This window comes from Thiovibrio sp. JS02 (genome assembly GCF_053485635.1).
Genome location: NZ_CM130715.1, coordinates 838,054 through 857,632 on the forward strand (window position 1 = coordinate 838,054; position 19,579 = coordinate 857,632).

Annotated in this window: 21 protein-coding genes; 18 read left to right on the plus strand and 3 right to left on the minus strand. The window is 58.3% G+C overall.

The genetic code is table 11. The features are described 5' to 3' along the window. Window position 1: 1 nt before the first annotated feature. From ACUUL3_RS03995 to ACUUL3_RS04065, 15 genes are all read left to right on the plus strand, one after another. Window positions 2-1,354: a cobyrinate a,c-diamide synthase gene (locus tag ACUUL3_RS03995; RefSeq protein ID WP_448554801.1), complete on the plus strand. Its 1,353-nt coding sequence runs from the start codon at window positions 2-4 to the stop codon at window positions 1,352-1,354. A 3-nt stretch (window positions 1,355-1,357) separates the two neighbouring features. Beyond that, window positions 1,358-1,990: a precorrin-8X methylmutase gene (locus ACUUL3_RS04000; RefSeq protein ID WP_448554802.1), complete on the plus strand. Its 633-nt coding sequence runs from the start codon at window positions 1,358-1,360 to the stop codon at window positions 1,988-1,990. 3 nt (window positions 1,991-1,993) lie between these two features. Further along, on the plus strand, window positions 1,994-3,103 hold the full coding sequence (gene cbiD, locus ACUUL3_RS04005; RefSeq protein ID WP_448554804.1) for a cobalt-precorrin-5B (C(1))-methyltransferase CbiD: 1,110 nt from the start codon (window positions 1,994-1,996) through the stop codon (window positions 3,101-3,103). After that, a complete protein-coding gene (cbiE, locus tag ACUUL3_RS04010) occupies window positions 3,096-4,310 on the plus strand; it encodes a precorrin-6y C5,15-methyltransferase (decarboxylating) subunit CbiE (protein WP_448554805.1) in 1,215 nt (404 codons plus the stop codon). The genes cbiD and cbiE overlap by 8 nt, the downstream gene beginning before the upstream one ends. Continuing rightward, window positions 4,307-5,032, plus strand: coding sequence for a precorrin-2 C(20)-methyltransferase (cobI, locus tag ACUUL3_RS04015; RefSeq protein WP_448554807.1), 726 nt, complete (start codon window positions 4,307-4,309; stop codon window positions 5,030-5,032). The genes cbiE and cobI overlap by 4 nt, the downstream gene beginning before the upstream one ends. After that, complete coding sequence (gene cobM / locus ACUUL3_RS04020) at window positions 5,029-5,808, plus strand: precorrin-4 C(11)-methyltransferase (RefSeq protein WP_448554809.1); 780 nt, start codon at window positions 5,029-5,031, stop codon at window positions 5,806-5,808. Before cobI ends, cobM begins: the two co-directional genes overlap by 4 nt. Before the next feature lie 12 nt (window positions 5,809-5,820). Then, window positions 5,821-6,816, plus strand: coding sequence for a cobalt-precorrin 5A hydrolase (locus ACUUL3_RS04025; protein ID WP_448554811.1), 996 nt, complete (start codon window positions 5,821-5,823; stop codon window positions 6,814-6,816). After that, on the plus strand, window positions 6,747-7,520 hold the full coding sequence (cobJ, locus tag ACUUL3_RS04030) for a precorrin-3B C(17)-methyltransferase (protein WP_448554812.1): 774 nt from the start codon (window positions 6,747-6,749) through the stop codon (window positions 7,518-7,520). Before ACUUL3_RS04025 ends, cobJ begins: the two co-directional genes overlap by 70 nt. A 117-nt stretch (window positions 7,521-7,637) precedes the next feature. Continuing rightward, window positions 7,638-8,420 (plus strand): ankyrin repeat domain-containing protein, encoded by a 783-nt coding sequence (locus tag ACUUL3_RS04035; protein ID WP_448554814.1) that lies wholly within the window; start codon window positions 7,638-7,640, stop codon window positions 8,418-8,420. 105 nt (window positions 8,421-8,525) lie between these two features. Beyond that, entirely contained in the window at window positions 8,526-8,798 is a 273-nt protein-coding gene (locus ACUUL3_RS04040) for a hypothetical protein (protein WP_448554815.1), read from the plus strand. A 328-nt stretch (window positions 8,799-9,126) separates the two neighbouring features. Then, complete coding sequence (locus tag ACUUL3_RS04045; protein ID WP_448554817.1) at window positions 9,127-9,777, plus strand: 4Fe-4S binding protein; 651 nt, start codon at window positions 9,127-9,129, stop codon at window positions 9,775-9,777. A 138-nt stretch (window positions 9,778-9,915) separates the two neighbouring features. Beyond that, window positions 9,916-10,347, plus strand: coding sequence for a hypothetical protein (locus tag ACUUL3_RS04050; protein WP_448554819.1), 432 nt, complete (start codon window positions 9,916-9,918; stop codon window positions 10,345-10,347). 313 nt (window positions 10,348-10,660) lie between these two features. Continuing rightward, window positions 10,661-11,908: an IS21 family transposase gene (gene istA / locus ACUUL3_RS04055; protein ID WP_448556428.1), complete on the plus strand. Its 1,248-nt coding sequence runs from the start codon at window positions 10,661-10,663 to the stop codon at window positions 11,906-11,908. Next, window positions 11,896-12,678 carry an IS21-like element helper ATPase IstB gene (istB, locus tag ACUUL3_RS04060; RefSeq protein WP_448551597.1) on the plus strand — a complete coding sequence of 261 codons (783 nt, stop codon included), beginning with the start codon at window positions 11,896-11,898 and terminating at the stop codon, window positions 12,676-12,678. Before istA ends, istB begins: the two co-directional genes overlap by 13 nt. A gap of 324 nt (window positions 12,679-13,002) precedes the next feature. Next, entirely contained in the window at window positions 13,003-13,812 is an 810-nt protein-coding gene (locus tag ACUUL3_RS04065; protein ID WP_448554821.1) for an IS110 family transposase, read from the plus strand. 365 nt (window positions 13,813-14,177) lie between these two features. On the opposite strand, the gene vapC is transcribed toward ACUUL3_RS04065, so the two are convergent. From vapC to ACUUL3_RS04080, 3 genes are all read right to left on the minus strand, one after another. After that, window positions 14,178-14,597 carry a type II toxin-antitoxin system VapC family toxin gene (gene vapC / locus ACUUL3_RS04070; RefSeq protein WP_448554823.1) on the minus strand — a complete coding sequence of 140 codons (420 nt, stop codon included), beginning with the start codon at window positions 14,595-14,597 and terminating at the stop codon, window positions 14,178-14,180. Continuing rightward, window positions 14,594-14,794, minus strand: a complete 201-nt coding sequence (locus ACUUL3_RS04075) for a type II toxin-antitoxin system VapB family antitoxin (protein ID WP_448554825.1) — start codon at window positions 14,792-14,794, stop codon at window positions 14,594-14,596. Before ACUUL3_RS04075 ends, vapC begins: the two co-directional genes overlap by 4 nt. A 213-nt stretch (window positions 14,795-15,007) precedes the next feature. Further along, window positions 15,008-15,517, minus strand: coding sequence for a hypothetical protein (locus ACUUL3_RS04080; protein WP_448554827.1), 510 nt, complete (start codon window positions 15,515-15,517; stop codon window positions 15,008-15,010). A gap of 339 nt (window positions 15,518-15,856) precedes the next feature. Between ACUUL3_RS04080 and ACUUL3_RS04085 the strand changes: the two genes are divergently transcribed. The 3 genes from ACUUL3_RS04085 (at window position 15,857) to ACUUL3_RS04095 (ending at window position 19,564) form a co-directional block, all read left to right on the plus strand. Continuing rightward, window positions 15,857-16,786, plus strand: coding sequence for a nuclease-related domain-containing protein (locus ACUUL3_RS04085; RefSeq protein ID WP_448554829.1), 930 nt, complete (start codon window positions 15,857-15,859; stop codon window positions 16,784-16,786). 109 nt (window positions 16,787-16,895) lie between these two features. Next, window positions 16,896-18,377, plus strand: a complete 1,482-nt coding sequence (locus ACUUL3_RS04090; RefSeq protein WP_448556430.1) for a type I restriction-modification system subunit M — start codon at window positions 16,896-16,898, stop codon at window positions 18,375-18,377. Continuing rightward, entirely contained in the window at window positions 18,374-19,564 is a 1,191-nt protein-coding gene (locus ACUUL3_RS04095) for a restriction endonuclease subunit S (protein WP_448554831.1), read from the plus strand. The genes ACUUL3_RS04090 and ACUUL3_RS04095 overlap by 4 nt, the downstream gene beginning before the upstream one ends. Window positions 19,565-19,579 lie beyond the last annotated feature (15 nt).

Below are 19,579 nucleotides of genomic sequence, written 5' to 3' on the forward strand. Positions count from 1 at the left end.
CATGGCGACAACGACAGGGGGCAAGGCCTTTCTCCTGGCCGGAACCCAGAGCGGTTCGGGGAAAACCACCCTCACCCTGGGCCTGCTCGCCGCCCTTAGGAATAAGGGGCTTAAGGTGCAGCCCTTCAAGTGCGGGCCGGACTTCATCGATCCCACCCTGCACCGGCTGGCGACCGGCGTCCTCTCCCGGAACCTCGACCTCTGGATGATGGGCGAGGAGTTCAGTCGTCAGACCTTTGCCCGCCACTCTTCCGGAGTGGAGATCTCCCTGATCGAAGGGGTCATGGGCATGTTCGACGGCGGCGACTCGTCGAGCGCCAGGCTGGCCAAGGCGCTCCAGGTTCCGGTGGTCCTGGTCCTGGACGTGCGCTCCATGGCCGAGAGCGCGGCCGCGGTGGTGAAGGGTTTCGAGAGCCTGGACCCGGCTGTTGCCGTTGGGGGGGTGATCCTGAACCGGGTGGCAAGCGAGCGGCATTTTTCCCTGCTGCGTCAGGCCATTGCCGACCATTGCCGGGCGGAGCTTCTGGGCTTTCTGCCCCGTTCCCTTGATTTTGAGATTCCCTCCCGGCATCTCGGCCTGCGGATGGGGGCGGAGGCGCCGCTCGGCGCCGAGGCGCTGGCGCGGCTGGCCCAAACGGTTGCCGAAAACATCGATCTCGACCGCCTTGTTGCCCTTGCCGGCCCGGCGGGCGGGGGCGCGGTTAAGGAAGAGGCGCGGCGGCAGGTTCGGGCGCGGATCGGCGTGGCCCGGGACGCGGCCTTTTGCTTTTACTACGAGGAGAATCTGGAGCTTCTGGAGTCCGCCGGGGCCGAATTGGTTTTTTTCAGCCCCGGCGCCGACCGCGCCCTGCCCGAGGGGCTTGACGGCCTCTATCTTGGCGGCGGCTATCCCGAGCTTTTTTGTGAGGAGCTTTCGGACAACAGATCCATGCGGGAGTCGATCCGTGCTTTTGCCGCCTCCGGCAGGCCGATCCATGCCGAGTGCGGCGGCTTCATGTATCTCTGTGAGGAGATAGTCGATCTTAACGGGAAGAGTTTTCCCATGGCCGGGGTTTTTCCGGCGAAGGCGGCCATGCAGGCGCGGCGGGCAAGCCTGGGGTATCGGGAGGTGCGCCTCCGCAAGGACGGCCATTTCGGCCCGGCCGGCACCGTGCTGCGCGGCCATGAGTTCCATTACTCGGCCATTGGGGCCATGCCGAAAGGGATTGAACGTCTCTACGCGGCCACCGGTTCAGGCGTCGAGTTTACGGAAGGATATCGGCTGGGCAACACCCTGGGCAGCTATATCCATCTTCATTTCGGCTCCGCGCCCGAGGCGGCCCGGGCCTTTGTCAATCTTTGCGCAAAAGGATGAGCCATGACGGGCAGCATTAAGGAGATACATCCCCTGGAGATCGAGGCGGAGAGCTTCAGGATCATCAAGGAGGAACTCGGCCCCACGAAAATGGACCCCTGGACCTTCGCCGTGGTCCAGCGGGTGATCCACGCCAGCGGCGATTTCGCCTTTGCCGAGAACCTGCGCTTTCATCCCCGGGCCATCGAGGCGGGTCTTGCCGCGATCCGGGCTGGCCGCAATGTGCTGGTGGATGTGAACATGGGCGCGGTTGGGGTGAGCGGCGCGCTCCTTGCCAAATGGGGCGGGCGCGTGCTCTGCGGAGTTTCGGACCCCGAGGTGGCGAGGCTTGCCAGGGAGAGGGGGCAGACCCGCTCCGAGGTGGCCATGGAGCAGGCTCTGGGCGAAAATGTCGGCATCGTCGCCATCGGCAACGCGCCCACCGCCCTCTTGAAGGTCATGGCCCTGGCGGCTGAAAATCCCTCGCTGCGGCCCGATCTGATCGTCGGCGTGCCGGTGGGCTTTGTCAATGCCGCCGAGTCCAAGGAGCTGCTGGCCGGCCAGGATTATCCCTTCATCACCAGTCTGGGCCGCAAGGGCGGCAGTCCGGTGGCCGCGGCCATCGTCAACGCCCTGCTGCGGCTGGCCGGGGCATAACGGATGGCCAGGCGGCTGCGAAGCGGATACACCACCGGCGCCTGCGCGGCGGCGGCGGCTAAAGCCGCGGTGCTCTGTCTGCTGGGCGGGAAACCGGAAACGGTGGAGATTCCCTTTCCGGACGGGAGCCGGCATGGCTTTTCGCTCCACGCCGCGCGGGAGGCGGTGGATGAACAGGGGCAAAGGCTCTGGGCCGCCTCGATAATCAAGGATGCCGGCGATGACCCGGACGTGACCAATGGCGCCGAGATCGTCGCCAGTGCGCGTTTCCTCGGCGACGATGAGCCATTTCCCGCTTTTTGCGTAGGGACGGAGGATGGGCGTCTCGCCATCTGCGGCGGCGACGGGGTGGGGCGGGTAAGCAAGCCCGGACTCGCGGTGGCGGTCGGCGAACCGGCCATCAATCCGGTGCCCAGGCGGATGATCGCTTCCGCGGTGGGAGAGGCGCTTGCTGCCGCCGAAAGCGGCAGGGTGCAGGTGACCATTTCCGTGCCCAGGGGCAGGGAGCTGGCCGAAAAGACCCTGAACCGCCGCCTCGGCATTGTCGGCGGCCTTTCGATCCTGGGCACCACCGGCATTGTCCGGCCGGTTTCCGCCGAGGCCTGGACCGCCACCATCGAGGCCTCCCTTGAGGTGGCGCGGGCGGCGGGCTTAAGCGAGGTGGTGCTTGCCACGGGCCGCACCTCGGAAAAGGGCGCGCAGGAACTGCTGCATTTGCCCGAGGAGGCCTTCGTCATGATGGGCGACTATCTGGAATTCTCGCTACTGGCCGCGGCCCGGCGCGGGTTTCGCCGCATCCACCTGGCCGGGATGTGGGCCAAGATCATGAAGGCGGCCCTGAAAATTCCCCAGACCCATGTCCGGCACGGGGCCCTGGAGGTGGATGAGGCCCTGGCCCTGTTGCGTTCTCTCGGCGTCGAGCAGCAGATTCTCGCCTCTCTCGGGGGCGCCAATACGGCCCGGGAGATCCACTGTCGCCTTCTGGATCTTGGCCTGCGCGAGGTGATCCGCAAGGTCTGCCTGGCTGCCAGGGCCTATGCCCAGGAGAGGGCCGGAGTGCCGGTTTCGGTCTATCTGGTGAACAGCAAGGCCAGGGTGGAGGAAGATGTCTAAGCTCATCGTGGTCGGCGTGGGGCCGGGAGGATTCACCAGCAAACAGCGCCAGGCCCTGACCGAATGCCGTTGCATCGTTGCCTCGGAACGGTTTCGCGTCCTGGCGGCCGAGCTGGTTATGGAGGTGGTGCCCATTTCCCCCCTGCCGGCAGCCCTGGCCGAGATCGAACAAAGGATTCAGGAGGGGCCGGTGGGAGTATTGGCCAGCGGCGATCCGTTTTTCTTCGGGATCGGCCGCAGGCTCAGCCAGGAGTTCGGTCCGGAGTGCCTTATGGTCTATCCGGCCCTGACCGCCATGCAGCTGGCCTGCGCCCGGTTTCGCATCCCCTGGGACGACGCGGATTTTGTCAGCCTGCACGGCCGGGATTGCCCGGGGTCGGCGGCAAGGCTGCTCATTCACCCCAAGGTGGGGGTGTTCACCGATCGGCAAAATTCGCCGGATCGCATCGCCGCTGCTCTTTACGAGTATCTCAACGAGGTCGGCGCCGCGCAGGTGCTGGCGGAAACCAGGATCCATGTGGCGGAAAACCTGGGCCAGGCCGATGAGCGGCTCACTTCCGGCAGCCTGGCCGAGATAGCGGCCAGGCGCTTTGCGCCGCTCAATGTTCTGCTCATCGTGCGGCCGGCAAGGGCGGAGACGGAAAAAAGCCCCCTGGGCCTCACCGAGGCGGAGATCGCCCACAGCCGGGGGTTGATCACCAAGGATGAGGTGCGGGCCGTCACCCTGCACCGGCTGCGGCTCCCTGCCGAAGGGGTATTCTGGGATCTGGGCGCCGGCAGTGGCTCGCTCTCCATCGAGGCGGCGCGGCTCTGTCCCGCTCTTGCCATCTACGCGGTGGAGCGCGAGGCCGGGGAACTCGCCAATGTGAAGAAGAATATCGTCGATTGCCAGGCCTTTTCCATTCTCCCGGTTGCGGGTGAGGCGCCGGACGTGGTAAAGGGACTGCCTGATCCGGATCGGGTTTTTGTCGGCGGCAGCGGCGGCAGGCTCAGCGAAATCGTGGCCGAGGCCGTGCCCAGGCTGAGACCGCATGGTAGGATCGTCATCAACGGGGTAACTGAAAAAACCAGGGAATTGGCTCCCAGGCTTTTAGCGGAGAACGGTTTGACTGTCACGATCAGCGAGGTGCGGGTTTCGCGCTTTGCTTATCCGCAAGCTGAGGCTCAGGAGTTCAATCCCATTGCCATTGTCGTGGGGAAGAAATGAGCGGTACATTTTATGTGGTGGGCGTGGGTCCCGGCGACCCTGAACTGATTACCTTAAAGGCCATGCGCATCCTGGCGCGTTGCCCGGTCTGGCTTGCGCCCATGGCCAGGGAGGAGGGGGCGAGCACCGCCTTATCCATCGTGGAAGGGGAGGTGTCCCGCAACGGCAAGGAGATCCTGACCCATCACTTTCCCATGAAGAAGATCCGCATGGGCGAGGAGCCCCTGCCCGAGGTGAAAAAGGCCTGGCTTTCTGCTGCGGCCATCGTGGTCGCGCGGTTGCGCCAGGGCCGGGACGTGGCCTTCCCCACCCTGGGCGATCCGGCCATCTACAGCACCGGTTTTTATGTCTGCGAGACGCTCCTTGAGATGGCACCCGAGCTTAAAGTGGAGATCATCCCCGGCGTCTCCTCCCTGGGCGCCTCGGCGGCGGCGGCCCGGCAGCCCTTGTGTCTGGGGGACGACCGCCTGGTGGTCATCCCGGCCACCTTTGAAAACGGCAGGCTCAGGGAGGTGCTGGCCCAGTTCGACACCGTGGTGCTCATGAAGGTGCATCGGGTCATGGACCGTCTGGTGCCGCTGCTCGACGAGCTGAACCTCCTCGATAAGGCGGTGCTGGTGGAGCGTTCCAGCCAGAGCAGCCAGAGGGTCAGCCGGGATCTGCGCGGGGCGCTTCTTGAGAAACAGCATTATTTCTCCACGATCATCGTCAGGAAGTCATGAAGGCACAGAGAGCGGAAAATAGCATCCATTTCATCGGCGCGGGCCCGGGAGATCCGGAATTGATCACGGTCAAGGGCCAACGTCTGCTCAAGGAAGCCGAGCTGATCGTCTATACCGGCAGCCTGGTGCCGGCGGCCCTTCTTGCCGGGCTTGGCGCGGAACTCCACGATTCGGCCGGCCTTTCCCTGGACGAGGTCCTGGCCCTCATGATCCCGGCCTGGCGGGCGGGCCGGAAGGTGGTGCGCCTGCATACCGGCGACCCGGCCATTTACGGGGCGATCCGCGAGCAGATGGTCCGTCTTGAGGAAGAGGGCATCCCCTACCGGGTGGTGCCGGGGGTGAGTTCGACCATGGCCGCCGCCGCCGCCCTTGCCGCCGAGTTGACCCTGCCGGAGATATCCCAGACCGTGATCATCACCAGAAGGGCAGGCCGCACCCCGGTGCCGGCCAGGGAAAATCTTGCTTCCCTGGCCGGTCACCAGGCCACCATGCTCATCCTCCTCAGTGTCGGCATGATCCGGGAGGTGGTCGGCGATCTGCTTGCCGGCGGCTATTCCGAGGATACGCCGGTGGCGGTGGTGGAAAAGGCGAGCTGGCCCGATGAGCGGATCATCCGCGCGACCCTTGCCACCATTGCCGAAAAGGTGGAGGCGGCCGGCATCCGGAAAACCGCGATCATCGCCGTGGGCAAGGTGCTGGCCGAGCAGGGAGCGCCGCCGCTTTCAAGGCTCTACGACGCAAGCTTCAGCCATGGCTGCCGTCAGGCCAAGGTGTAAGGAAGTTATCCCATGCGCATCGCTCTTCTGGCCATCACCTCAGGCGGCAAAGGGCTGGCAGCCAAGTTGGCGGAAAAGCTGGCTGATGCCAAGGTGCTGGATACATGCTCTGGGATTTCCGCAACCCTTGCCCGCCACTGGCAGGCGTTTGACGGTTTTGTCTGCGTCATGGCCGCAGGCATCGTGGTGCGCGGGATCGCCCCGCTTTTGAAAGACAAGTACCGCGACCCCTGCGTCCTGGTGCTTGACGACGAGGGCAGGCATGTGGTGAGCCTTGTTTCCGGCCATCTGGGCGGCGGCAACGCTTTGGCCCAAGAGGTTGCCGGCTTGACCGGCGGCACGGCCGTGATCACCACCGCCTCGGACACCTTGGGCCTGCCGGCCCTTGATCTCTGGGCCAAAGCTCAGAACCTGGCCTGCGGGGACCGAAAGGCCTTGACCCGGGCCAGCGCCAGGCTGGTCAACAGCGGCGAGGTGCGGATCTTTTCCGAGGTGGCGGTGGATTCGTTGCCCCAGGGGTTCAGTCAGGTTTTAGATCCTGGCGAGGCCGATATCATTGTCTCGGGCAAAAATAGCTGGCCCACGGACGCCCTGCTCCTGCACCCCCGCGATCTGGTGCTGGGGGTGGGCTGCAACCGGGGCACCGAGGCAAAAGAGTTTGCCGAGGCGCTGGCCGAGTTGCTGGCCGAGGAGGATTTCTCTCCCCTCTGCATCCGCAACCTGGCCTCCATCGACCTCAAGGCCGACGAGGCGGGGCTGCTGGCCTTTGCCGTGGAGAACGACTGGCGGATCGAATTTTTCAGCAAGGAGCAGTTGAACGGCGTCGGCAGTGTAACCCGTTCGGAGGCGGTTTATTCCGCCGTCGGCGCCATCGGCGTCGCCGAGCCGGCGGCATTGTTGAGCGCAGAGAATAATGATTTACTGGTAGGGAAAAGAAAATGGCAGAATGTAACACTGGCGCTGGCCAGGGCAAACTTTTCGTTGTCGGCACGGGACCGGGCGGGCTGAAACACCTCACCCCGGCGGCCCGCGATGCCATAGCCGGGGCCGACACCGTTGTCGGCTATCGGACCTATCTTGACCTGATCCCGGAGCTGCTCACGGGCAAGGAGGTGCTTTCCTCCGAGATGATGAAGGAGGTGGACCGCTGCCGGAAGTCCCTGGCGCTGGCGGCAGGAGGCAAAAAAGTGGCCCTGGTTTCCGGCGGCGATCCCGGCATCTACGCCATGGCGGGTCTGGCCTTTGAAATGGCCAGGGAGCAGGGGACAGCCATACCCATCGAGGTCATTCCCGGCATTGCCGCCTTAAACGCCTGCGCGGCCCGGCTGGGCGCGCCGCTCATGCACGATTTCGCGGCCATCAGCCTCTCCGACCTGCTCACCCCCTGGGAGGTCATTGAAAAGCGCCTTGCCGCCGCTGCGGCCGCCGACTTCGTCATCGTCATCTACAACCCGAAGTCAAAGCGCCGCACCGATCAGATCGCCCGGGCCCGGGAGATCATCGCCAGCCACCGGAGCCTCGACACCCCGGTGGGTATCGTCACCGCCGCCACCCGGGAGACCGAACGGGTCGCCATCTCCACCCTGGGCAGGTTTCTCGATGAAGAGATCTCCATGCAATCCTCGGTGATCATCGGCAATTCCAACACCTTCCAGTGGGGCGACTATCTGGTGACCCCCCGGGGCTATTCCAGCAAATACCGGCTGAAGTGATGGTTTTCCCGGACATTTCCGCTCTGGTCCCGGCGAAATTTGCCATGGCCACTTGAATTTTTGGCGCTTACCTGTCAGTCTATTGATGTTGCGGCATTCAAAAGGATGGAATCGGAAATGCAAGACGGTTATTCATCACTCATCCTCCTTGTGGCCCTCATCGGCATCATCACCTTTATCTTCGCCAGGGTGCGCAGGACCGTGGAGCACCTGGAGGATGAACAGGTCGGGGAAAAGCTCGGGATCCTGCAGCGTTTCCGGCACCGCGACGATTTTCTCATCGTCGATGAAACCGGCAAGACCCTGCTCATGCAGGCGGTGACCCAGGGTTTTGAGGAAGGGGTGGAGCATATTCTGGCCAGGGCGAGCAGGGAGGCCGTCAATTTCGCCACCTTCGACGGCACCACCGCCCTGCACTGCGCCATGATGACCCAGGGCAATCCGGCCATTGTCTCCCGTTTGCTCAGCGCGGGCGCCGATGCCAACGCCAGGGACGCCGCGGGCCGGACCCCGCTCTGGCTGGCGGCCCACAAGGAAGATGCCAGGATCGTCTCCCTGCTCCTCGACTATAAGGCCGATCCCGATTTGCGGGCCGGCCGGCAGGGGATGACCCCCCTGATGGTGGCTGCCAGAGACGGCCGGAGCGCGGTGGTTTCGGCCCTGCTCGACCGGGGCGCGGACCCGTCCCTGGTCGAGAAAACCGGGAAGAGCGCGGCGGATTATGCCCGGGAAAATCTTGCCGTCAACATGGGGCCGCGGGTTTCCCAGAACCGGAAGCTCACCGAGATGGTCTTGCGCCTTGAGGAAGCGGCGCAGGGCAGGTTGCCGGACAAGGCCGGCTTTATTTTGCCTGATAACGACGAGGTGATCTTTTTTTCGGAAAAGAAAAACGGCGCCTAAAAAAGATATCCTTTTCCTGCAAGAGTGCGTTATAGATGCAAAAACGGTTTCCGGTGTTCTTGCGGAAAAAGGATTGGCCAAGGCGGCAGCGGGAGGTCGTTTCCAATGGTTATTTACGTATATGACGAAAAGAAGGGGTTGCTGAACCTGACCCAGGCCACCACCGTTGAGTACTACGGGAAATCCCCCCGCAGATCCGGCCTGGCCACCGGCGGCACCATGCTCATCCTTTCCTACCCCGACGGCAGCCGCTATCTGGTCTACGGCATCACCTTAAACGACCTCCAGCTCATGATTTCCCAAGGCAAGGACCGCACCATTCTCCGCAAATGGGAAAAGATCGGCTCCCTCCCCGACGTAAGTCTTGATTTCATGTAGGGACCGCTGCCTCCGGCCCTCCCTTCCATTGCCCTGAAATGTCAAAAAAATTTGCTCCTCTTCTTTTCGCGGAAACCTGTTATGGTTTCCGTTGATCGTCGTTTTCCGCGCCTTGCTTGCCGGGAAGCGGCGGCCAGGGGATCCACCATCCCGTATCCTTCCGATATGGCAGGTTTCTATCGTTACCCCAAGGCGGCTTTGGCCGCGGAAGACCCTGCCCGCCACGTGCCAGCGGTCAGGGAATATGGTGGATGGATCGCCTTTTTAGGATATTCCGAGATTCCTTGCTTTCCGCGCTTGCCGGCACAACAAGGAAATGGAGCGTCAAATGAAGGAAAAGCCCAACCGCAGATATTTTCAACTGGCAATGGTTCCGCTGGTGCCGCTGGTGGTCATCGGCGGCTTTTTTTGGCCGTTTTTTGGCTATATTGCCATTGTCATGATGCTCTTCATGCTGACCCTGGCCCTGTTTCGCGGCCGCTACTACTGCGGCTGGTTCTGCGCCATGGGCGCCTTCCATGAGCGCGTCCTCTCCCTGGTGAGCCGCAATCGGGAGATGCTGCCCCTTTTCAAGCAGGCCTGGTTCCGCTGGCTGGTTTTCGTTCTCATGATGGGCCTGCTCCTCTCCCGCCTGGTTCTGAGCGGCGGCGATCCGGCCAGGATCGGCGCCACCTTTGTCATGATGTGGACCATTGCCTGCTCCATCGCCATCTTCGTCGGCCTGCTCTGGAAGCCCAGATCCTGGTGCGCCTTTTGTCCCATGGCCACCTTCCAGGGGATTCTTTCCCCGCGCACCTACCGGTTGCGGGTTGATGCCGGATGCAGGGAATGCGGGATCTGCCGGCAGGTCTGTCCCGTCGAAACCTATCCCGGCGCCTGTAAAAAGAGCGGATATGTCAAAAGCGCTGATTGCATGCGTTGCGGCAACTGCGTGGAGAACTGCCCGGAACAGGCGCTTTCCCTGCCAGACCGGAAATAGTCGCCGGCCTCTGCCGGCCGGGTGTCCGCCTCGGCCTCCGGGCGAGCGGGGTGGGGGATCGGTGTGCGCCAAGGGAGGATGTTAAAACGGGTTCGATGCTGCTATAATCATTGAAACCCTAACAACAGGAGGCTCGACATGAAAGGTTTTCTGCTTGCAGTGGCGCTGGCCGCGGCCATTGTCACAACACCTGTACAGGCTGCCGACGTTGGCGTTTCGATCAGCATTGGCCAACCCGGCTTCTATGGTCGCCTCGACATCGGCGGCTACCCCCAGCCGCGAGTGATCTATCGTGAGCCGATAATCGTTGAGCGGGTCCGGGTGGAACGCGCCCCGATTTATCTGCGTGTGCCGCCTGGGCACGCCAAAAATTGGAAAAAGCACTGTCGCGAATACGACGCCTGCGGGGAGCGGGTCTTCTTTGTCCATGACGACTGGTACGAACGCGAGTATGTGCCCCGTTATCAGGAAAGGCACCGTGACCGCCGGGATGGCCATCGTGGCGAGGGCAGGGATGATGATCGCGGAAACCGGAAGAAGGACGGCAAAGACCATGGCCGTGACCGCTGAGGAGGCGGCCGGGAAGCACACCCTGTAAACGTTACGGGGGAAGATGTTCCAGCGGGAGGTGCGGAGAGGTTTCCGCGCCTCTTTTTTTGTGGGATGGTCATCATTGGTGGGGTCTGGAAAATCAGAATCAGCTTTTCCTGCTCTGTCTGGGCAAAGCCTTTCCTGTCATGCTGCAATGCAAGCCAGTAATTGTCACTGGCAATGTAAAAATGTACCAAAAATGGCAATGAAAAGTGTACCACCTGCAACCTAACCCAAGGGAGATTACCTTCTTCGCAAGGAGGTGATTCCCATGATTACGTTGGAGGTTTTTATGGACATTCACTCATTGCGACGTGACGGCCTGAGTATCCGGGCCATTGCCAAGAAGCTCGGCATTCACCGGCAGACTGTCAAAAATCATATCGCGGCAACCACATTGCCCCAATACCACACGAAAAAGCGCCGGCCTTCTGTTCTTGACCCCTTCCGCCAGATCATCAAGGACTATGTCGAGCAGGACGACTACCAAGCAACCTGGATCTTTGACCGACTCAGGAAAATGGGCTATGTCGGCAGCTACGAAACCGTGCGGGATTTCGTTCGCCCTCTCAAGGAGCAACAAACCCGTCTGGCCTATATCAGATTCGAGACCGAGCCTGGCCTGCAGGCCCAGGTTGATTTCGGCGACTATCAGATTGTCGAACCAGACGGCACCACCACCACGGTCCATGCCTTTTCCATGCTCCTCGGCTTTTCCCGCGCCATGTATGTGGAGTACGTCGAGCGCTGCACCATGGAAGCCTTCATGGACTGCCACATCAACGCCTTCCGTTACCTTGGCGGGGTGCCGGCGGAGATCCTGTACGACAACATGAAGAACGTGGTGGTCGACCGCAGTGAGGGGAAGGCGAATTTCAACAAGGAATTCCTCCATTTCGCCCATCACTACGGCTTCGCAGCCAAGGCCTGCCCTCCCTATAGCCCATGGGTAAAGGGCAAGGTGGAACGCCCCATGGACTATATCCGGGAGCGTTTCTGGCGGGGCTACACCTTCACCACCCTCCAGGCCCTCAATCGGGACATGCGCCGTTGGCTTGACGAAACCGCCAACCGTCGAGTCCATGGCACCCATCATCGGCCGGTTTGCGATCGCTGGCAGCAGGAAAGCTCCTTGCTCGGGAAACTGCCGCCCACCGACTACGACACCTCCATCAAGGTGTATCGCAAGGTCTACAAGGACTGTCAGATCTCCTACAACACCAACCGCTATCTTGTCCCTCACCGGGTGGTGGGCAAAAGAGTGCTGCTCAAGATCAAGCACGGCGTCATCGCCATCTTCCACGATCACGACTTCCTGGTCAGCTACCAGGAGGCAGGCGGAAAGCACGAGTTTGTCGGCAACCGCCTGTTCTACGACCAACTCCGCCGCGATCAGCAACAGCTCACCCGCAAATATGGCAAAGGCAAGGGCAAGGCCACCAGGGGACTCACCTCCGGCAGCCTCTATCCGCAAGTCGAGCAGCGCCCCCTGGCCGAGTATGACCTGTTTGCACAGGGGGGTGTCGCATGGAACAACTGACCAGTGAACGTCTCCAGGACAACCTGCAACGCCTCAAGCTGAGCCGGGCCGCAGAGGTGCTTGACGCCATCGTCCAAGATGCCGAGGGGAACAAGAGCTCGTATCTGGCCTTTCTTGATCACCTGCTGGAAGAGGAGGTGGCGGCCAAGGACACCCGGCGAGTGCAGACCGCCATGAAAACCGCCGGCCTCCCCAGCGCCAAGACCATCGATGAGTACGACTTCTCCTTCCATCCCAACCTGGACAAGAAGGCGGTCATGGAGCTTTTCGAGCTTGATTTCATTACCAAGCACGAAAACGTCGTCTTTCTCGGCCCGCCCGGGGTCGGCAAGACCCACCTGGCAACGGCCCTTGCCATCAAGGCCTGCCATCATGGTTTCAAGGTCTACTTCACAACCATGGAAACCCTGATCAGAAAACTCAAGGAAAGCGGACAGTCCAAGCATAAAGCGTATCTCAGCTCCAGCCTGGTTGTGGTGGATGAGGTCGGCTACCTCTCGGTCAATCCCCAGGAAGCCTACCTCTTCTTCCAATTCATCTCGCACCGCTACGAGAGAAGCTCCACCATAATAACCTCCAACAAGAGCTTCGGCGACTGGCAGGAATTTTTCGGAGATCCGGTGATAGCCACCGCAATCCTCGACCGGCTCCTTCACCACTGCCGAGTGGTCAACATCAAGGGCCACAGCTACCGGCTGCGGGGCCACTCGATCACAAAATCAACTATCAAAGAACAAGGTGAAACACTGGCAGAAAATCAACCCATGTAACCGAACCATTTGCAGCGGCTGGGAGAGACCGCTTCGATGAACGCTTTGGGCGACAAACTCCGCTGGCGTCTTCGCAGACCTCTTTCCCTCACAGGTGGTACACTTTTACTTTGCCGAAACTGGTACACTTTTACTTCTGTATTGACAGTAATCGAGTTCCGATGAGTTCCGGGGACAAGAGTTCCAGTGAAAGCATGTCAATTAAATATCCTGTTTGAATGCATAAGTAATTGAAAAGGGAGCCTCCAGGTGGCGGACAGCTCATATAATGAGCGAGCGGGGTCGAATAAATCGCCCCGAGTCAGACCCACAAGGAGGCTCCCTATGGAAAGTATTTACTACATCGGCCTGGACGTCCACAAGAAAACCATCGCTTACTGCATCAAGACAGCCAACGGCACGAAGGTGCGGCAAGGAGTTGTCGCCGCTGAACGCAATGCTCTTGGGCAATGGCTCACTGAATTACCTGGTCCATGGTTGGGCGCCCTTGAGGCGACGATTTTCACCGGCTGGATTTACGATTTTCTCAAACCCCACGCGGTGGAGCTGAAGGTTGCCCACGCGGAGATGCTCAAAGCGATTACCGCCGCCAAAAAGAAAAACGACCAGGCCGACGCGGAGAAACTGGCCGACCTGCTGCGGGTGAATCTGCTGCCGGAATGCACCATGATGTCCACGGAGTTGCGGGAATTACGCCGTATCCTGCGTTATCGAAACCTGGTGGTTCGCACCGCCACGCAGATGAAGAACAAGATGTCCGGTCTGCTGATGGAGGTAGGGGGCACTTACAACAAGCGGAGTTTGCACGGGCGGAGATATTTCAACAACCTCCTGGAACGAGTCGAGGATGTCCCGGATTCGGTAAAAGAGTTGTTGCTCTTGAGTCGAGGCTACCTGGAGTTATTCACGGCAATCCAGAAAAAATTGATCAACACCCTGCGGGAACAGCCTTTGATCAGTGAGCGGGTCAAACGGCTGATGAGCATTGCCGGAGTCGGCGAGATCACGGCCCTGACCTGGGTCTTGGAGATCGGTGACCCGGCCCGCTTCAGCAGCTCACGGGATGCGGTCAGCTATTGCGGGTTATGCAGCGCCCAGCGGGAATCGGCAGGACCGACGCGGCAGGCCCTTTGAGGAAAAACTGGCCAAAGTCGTTTAGCGGCAAAGCCAAAACATCCAACCCTTAATCAAGACGATCTTCCCGCCAGGCCTTGCTATTCCGGGGACTGCGTGAGCTGCGAAGCTGCACGCCCTTATACTGTTTCGAGGCTGACGGGTTGGCCCAAACTCAATCTTCCGTGATGGGGAATCTCCCCAAAGACGGCAAATGGATGTCTGGTCGCCTGACCGGCGGACCACAAGAACAGAGAAAAAAGGTCGGAAAGATTGAAGGGTTTGTGAGGTAGATAAAGCCGCCGGAGTACTCCGCGAGGGTTGCGGGAAATCTCCGTTTTCCCCTTGACTTTACTTGTCATGGATGTCCCCGTAACTGTACATTTTTATTTTTCGGCTTTTAATCTGGGCTCATATAATTTGATTGGCAATACAGTTGCATATGACTCAAAATCTTTGTCGGATGTGAAAATTGACATTTTATGGCTGTATGCCAAAGAACAAATTATAAAATCAGTGTTTGAACCTTGAATACCTTTGCTTCTTGCCAAGTTGAAAAAATCAGCGGCAAGCTCGAAATCGTTGGATAGCAGGGGAAGATCAGGAAATGCTGAAAGATGCTTTTTAAGTTTATTGAATTGAGTTTTTGATTTGATGCCGGAAAGCAATTCTTGGCGTATTGGCCCAATAAGTTGAACCCTTACTTCTGATATTAATTCAGATAATTCATCAACAAGATTGCTTGATTTTGATTCATTTCGGCGGAGAGCAAACGACCAGATACAAGTATCGACTATTATTTTCATTTTTCTTTCCGCTGCTTTTTATAATCATAATCTTTTTCGTACTCGATCTTGTTAAAGAGGTCGAGGATGTTTTTTTGTTTTCTACGTTGGATGTACTCCTCCAGTGCTTCAGTTACCACTGCCTTTTTAGTTTTGTGTTTTCCCACTAGCTGGGCTTGTTCGATAAGACTGTCGTCAATCGCTAAATTGGTAGCCATGTTACACCTCACTTTACACAATTATTTATAAATTATAATGTGTGAAAATTTGAAGTTTGGCAAGTATTTTTTGTTACCCATAACGAGCCTGTAGATAAACCCGATTTCAAATGGTTCGCCCTCCAAGCAAAGAGGGGTCAAGTTTTTGCTTGACTCTTGTGCGTAGGGTGGGGGGTAAATCATAGGGTTGGGGTCAAAATTGTAGGGTTGGGGTCAAATCTTTATTCTTGACGGCAGCGCTTCGGCTTTTGCGTATATGGCTTGCAGCTGCTTGTCCTTTGACCTTCTCTTTTTTTCATGATGGTAGAGAAGGGGGGATGTTGTGTCAAGGATAAAGATTTGACCCCCATATTCCCCATATTCCTCGGTCATGATCTCCTGCCGTTTGCTGTAGATGGACCAGGCCAAGGAGGCGCCGATGAGCACGGTCCAGAGCACCACTAGGATCCAGGGGTAGGCGCCGAGCCGGGCCGCGGCGGCGGAAAAGGGGTCCCGCTTGCGGATGTTGCTCTCCAGCATGATGCAGAGGATGGCGGCCAGCAGTGCGAGGATGCCGCCGACAATGCCGTTGCAGCCGTCCAGATAGGGGATTTCCGGGTGGAGGAAGAGGTTGATCAGGGCGCTCAGGTTGGCGAGCAGTCCGATGATAAGGGCGTAGGCGAGGTAGCGCCATGGGGCGCCGTGCCCGTGGAGAAACCGTGATTTTTGGATGGGGGACTTCATCCTGAACTCCCTTGTGCTCTATTGCCGATACCTTGGCCAGGGGGGCAAGGGTCACGCTCAAGCCCCCCGGCCATGAGCCTGTTCCCTGCGTAGATGAATAACCGCTAGGGATATAATTACCGTAACGGCCCGGCTTCTCTTTTGCAACAAGGAAGAGCAGGGATTTAAAGGATTATTTTTTCGGCGAAATCTGCGTCCAAAGCGAGGAGAAAGTCCTGCCCTAAAACCCGCAACATCCGTAAAGTTTCCGTAGTTTTTATCAGTTGACTTTTTCTTGTGAAATTATTTAGTTAGGCAATCTCAGTGTTGCTTTGCTGTGTAAGATTTTGCGGGGGAATTATGATCATCAAAGAAAAGGACTCGAAAGGGTCGGATATACAACTGCTAGAGGCCATACTCCAACAAGGGGTACCCAAAGACAAACAGGCCATGGTGGAAAAAGAGCTCGCTTCTATGCGCAAAGGCCTCAAGGGGGAGCAAGATGCTGCCTACTTCATTAATTTTGACTTTGGAAGCTCACAAAACTGGGCGGTTCTCCATGATCTCCGTTTGGAGAGTGAAGGCCGTGTTGCCCAGATCGATCATCTTCTTATCAACCGTTTCTTCGAGTTTTATGTCTTGGAATCAAAGAATTTCTCCCACGGCGTGAAGATCGGTGATGATGGGGAATTCCTGGTCTATTACAACAAGGCCTATCACGGCATTCCGTCGCCCATTGAGCAGAACAGAAGGCATATCAAGGTGCTGGAGGATTGTCTCAAGGCTAATGAAATCATGCCTACCAGGCTGGGAATTGCCATCCGTCCGAGTTTTATCAATTACGTCGTCATGTCTGCAAGCTCACGGATTATCAAACCCAAGAAGAATATCTTTGATTCTGGTCTGGTGCTCAAGGTGGACACATTGCGGACCACCATCGATAAAGAAATTGATACCAAGCAACCTCTCGGTGTGTTGAGCGCTGCCGCAAAGCTATCCAGCAGTGAGACCATTAAAGAAACAGCACAAAAACTCGCCTCGCTTCACCGCCCCATCCAGGTGGATTATGCAAAGAAGTTCGGCATTACACTTCCGCAAAGTAAGGTCGCAGCAAAAAAACAGCAAGAAGCTCTCGCAAAAAAGTCCCATTATTACTGTTGGGCCTGCAAGGAAGGGGTTACGGACGTAGTTGCCGAATACTGCTGGAATTACAAGCAGGTTTACGATAACAAGGTATATTGCAAAAAATGCCAGAAGATAGTTTTAGAAAATAGAAAAAAACATGAATAACCAAAAGCCGTGACAGATCTGTTTTTGTCTTGAAGGAAACTCCATCTGTTCCAGGTTTTGAATTCCCATAACAATCCAGTCTCTTTGTTGAGATTATTTGCGAGATTATATGATCACCGGCGAAATACGATCCAAAATCGATAAAATTTGGGACACCATGTGGTCCGGCGGCATCTCGAACCCGCTGTCGGTCATCGAGCAGCTCACCTACCTGCTCTTCATCAAGCGGCTCGACGAGCTGCAGACCCTGAAGGAGAGTAAGGCCGCCCGCACCGGCAGGCCCATCGAGGAGCCGGTGTTCGTGAAAGGCCAGAATCACCTGCGCTGGTCGCGCTTCAAGGAGACGGCGCCGGAGAAGATGTTTGTCACGGTGCGCGACGAGGTCTTCCCCTTCATCAAGAAACTCGGCACCAACGGCGACCACGACCCGGAGGATTCCACCTACACCCACCACATGAAGGACGCCTTGTTCATGATGCCGACCCCTCGGGTGCTGGCCAACGTGGTCGACCAGCTCGACAGCATTTCCATGGACGACGCCGACACCAAGGGTGACCTCTACGAGTACATGCTCGGCAAGATCGCCACTGCCGGTCAGAACGGCCAGTTTCGTACGCCGCGCCACATCATCAAGCTGATGGTGGAGATGACCGCGCCGACCCCCAAGGATAAAATTTGTGACCCGGCCTGTGGCACTGCCGGTTTTTTGATTGCCGCCTCGGAGTACCTGCTCAAACACCACAGCGACGCCATTTACCGCGATGAGGCCTCCCGTCGCCGTTTCAACGAGGGCACCTTCCACGGCTACGACTTTGACTCCACCATGCTGCGAATTGGCAGCATGAACATGTTGCTGCACGGGGTGGAGAACCCGGATATCCGCTACCGCGACTCCCTGGCCCAGGCCGATGATAATGAGGCGGAAAAATACTCGCTGCTCCTCGCCAATCCGCCCTTTGCCGGCAGCCTCGACTACGAGTCCACCGCCAAGGACCTGCTGCAGATCGTCAAGACCAAGAAGACTGAGCTGCTCTTTCTGGCCCTCTTCCTGCGCTTGCTGCAGAGCGGCGGCCGGGCCGCGGTTATCGTGCCGGACGGGGTGCTCTTTGGCTCGTCCAAGGCGCACAAGACTCTGCGCAAAATCCTCGTTGAGGAGCAGAAGCTCGACGGGATCGTCTCCATGCCCTCGGGGGTGTTCAAGCCCTACGCCGGGGTCTCCACCGCCATCCTCTTCTTCACCAAGACCAACTCCGGCGGCACCGACCAGGTCTGGTTCTACGACATGCGGTCGGACGGCTTTTCCCTGGACGACAAGCGCACCCCGCAGCCGGACAGGAGCGACCTGCCGGACATTCTCACCCGCTGGCAGAACCGTGAGGCCGAGGCCAAGCGCAGGCGCACCGAGCAGAGCTTCATGGTGGACAAGGCGGAGATCGCCGGGAACGACTACGACCTCTCCATCAACCGCTACAAGGAGGTGGAGTATAAGGCGGTGGAGCACGAGGCTCCGCAGGTGATTCTGGCGCGGTTGGCCAGGCTGGAGGAGGTGATTGCCAAGGGTCGGAAGGAGCTGGAGGGGCTGTTGGGATGATACAATCAGCCCCGCTTGGTAAAATTTGTAATGTCACCACTGGACAAAGTGCCCCTCAAGACCCAAAGGCCTTTACAGATGAAGGAATTCCATTTATCCGTGCTGGAAGCCTTGAGGGTTTATTAGCCGGAAAACGAGAAAATCAGTTTGAGCTAATCAACGAAAGTAACGCCAAAAAATTCAGGCTTAAGTTGTTTCCGAAAGACACTGTTATTTTCGCAAAAAGTGGAATGTCTGCGAAAATTGGGCGTGTTTACCGCCTTGATGTGCCTTGTTATTTGGTCAGCCATTTGGCTGCGGTTTCTCCTTCTGCTAATGTTAATCCAGGATATTTGCATCGATGGTTTGAGGGGAATCCCCCCTCTCGCCTTATTGAGAATGATGCATATCCTTCAATCAAAACCAGCGTTATTCAAAGAATAGAAATCCCCCTCCCACCCTTCGCCGAGCAGAAGCGGATTGCGGCCATCCTGGACGCGGCGGACGGGCTGCGGGCCAAGCGGCGCGAGTCCCTCGCCCAGCTCGACACCCTGCTCCAATCGACCTTTCTCGACATGTTCGGCGATCCCGTAGGAAATGGTTGGGCCATGGTGACGGTTGAGGATGTTGCCAGAACCGAAAAAGGGGCAATTAGAACCGGGCCCTTCGGCAGTCAATTACTTCATAGCGAATTTGTTGATGAGGGTGTCACGGTTCTAGGGATAGATAATGTCGTTGCGAACGAGTTTCGAGATGGAGAACCGCGGTTCATTACCTCTGAAAAATATGCACAACTAAAGCGTTATACAGTCAAGCCGGGCGACGTTCTGATCACCATAATGGGTACCTGTGGGCGGTGCGCTGTCGTGCCGGAAGGCGTCGGTACTGCAATCAACACGAAACATCTGTGCTGTATTACTCTCGACCATAGCAAGTGTCTACCAAGCTTTATGCACAGATATTTCCTGATGCATCCATCCGCCCGGAAATACCTTGAAAGAAGCGCTAAGGGGGCCATCATGTCGGGGCTGAATATGGGCATTGTCAAGGCACTCCCCATTCCAATTCCACCCATCGACCTACAACAACGCTTCGCCACCATCGTCGAATCGGTCGAACAGCAGAAAGCCCGGCTGCGCCAACACCTGGCCGAACTCGACACCCTGTTCGCTTCCCTGCAACAGCGCGCCTTTAGCGGAGAGCTGTAGCCATGAGCAACTTCG

Bases quoted from the DNA above. Each gene is read 5' to 3' on its own strand.
- cobJ (WP_448554812.1), top strand. From the start codon at position 6,747: ATGGCAGAATGTAACACTGGCGCTGGCCAGGGCAAACTTTTCGTTGTC.
- ACUUL3_RS04025 (WP_448554811.1), top strand. From the start codon at position 5,821: ATGCGCATCGCTCTTCTGGCCATCACCTCAGGCGGCAAAGGGCTGGCA.
- ACUUL3_RS04090 (WP_448556430.1), top strand. From the start codon at position 16,896: ATGATCACCGGCGAAATACGATCCAAAATCGATAAAATTTGGGACACC.
- ACUUL3_RS04000 (WP_448554802.1), top strand. From the start codon at position 1,358: ATGACGGGCAGCATTAAGGAGATACATCCCCTGGAGATCGAGGCGGAG.
- ACUUL3_RS04095 (WP_448554831.1), top strand. From the start codon at position 18,374: ATGATACAATCAGCCCCGCTTGGTAAAATTTGTAATGTCACCACTGGA.
- ACUUL3_RS04040 (WP_448554815.1), top strand. From the start codon at position 8,526: ATGGTTATTTACGTATATGACGAAAAGAAGGGGTTGCTGAACCTGACC.
- ACUUL3_RS04035 (WP_448554814.1), top strand. From the start codon at position 7,638: ATGCAAGACGGTTATTCATCACTCATCCTCCTTGTGGCCCTCATCGGC.
- ACUUL3_RS04045 (WP_448554817.1), top strand. From the start codon at position 9,127: ATGAAGGAAAAGCCCAACCGCAGATATTTTCAACTGGCAATGGTTCCG.
- istA (WP_448556428.1), top strand. From the start codon at position 10,661: ATGGACATTCACTCATTGCGACGTGACGGCCTGAGTATCCGGGCCATT.
- vapC (WP_448554823.1), bottom strand. From the start codon at position 14,597: ATGAAAATAATAGTCGATACTTGTATCTGGTCGTTTGCTCTCCGCCGA.
- ACUUL3_RS04080 (WP_448554827.1), bottom strand. From the start codon at position 15,517: ATGAAGTCCCCCATCCAAAAATCACGGTTTCTCCACGGGCACGGCGCC.
- ACUUL3_RS03995 (WP_448554801.1), top strand. From the start codon at position 2: ATGGCGACAACGACAGGGGGCAAGGCCTTTCTCCTGGCCGGAACCCAG.
- cbiE (WP_448554805.1), top strand. From the start codon at position 3,096: ATGTCTAAGCTCATCGTGGTCGGCGTGGGGCCGGGAGGATTCACCAGC.
- ACUUL3_RS04065 (WP_448554821.1), top strand. From the start codon at position 13,003: ATGGAAAGTATTTACTACATCGGCCTGGACGTCCACAAGAAAACCATC.
- cobI (WP_448554807.1), top strand. From the start codon at position 4,307: ATGAGCGGTACATTTTATGTGGTGGGCGTGGGTCCCGGCGACCCTGAA.
- ACUUL3_RS04075 (WP_448554825.1), bottom strand. From the start codon at position 14,794: ATGGCTACCAATTTAGCGATTGACGACAGTCTTATCGAACAAGCCCAG.
- ACUUL3_RS04085 (WP_448554829.1), top strand. From the start codon at position 15,857: ATGATCATCAAAGAAAAGGACTCGAAAGGGTCGGATATACAACTGCTA.
- cbiD (WP_448554804.1), top strand. From the start codon at position 1,994: ATGGCCAGGCGGCTGCGAAGCGGATACACCACCGGCGCCTGCGCGGCG.
- ACUUL3_RS04050 (WP_448554819.1), top strand. From the start codon at position 9,916: ATGAAAGGTTTTCTGCTTGCAGTGGCGCTGGCCGCGGCCATTGTCACA.
- istB (WP_448551597.1), top strand. From the start codon at position 11,896: ATGGAACAACTGACCAGTGAACGTCTCCAGGACAACCTGCAACGCCTC.
- cobM (WP_448554809.1), top strand. From the start codon at position 5,029: ATGAAGGCACAGAGAGCGGAAAATAGCATCCATTTCATCGGCGCGGGC.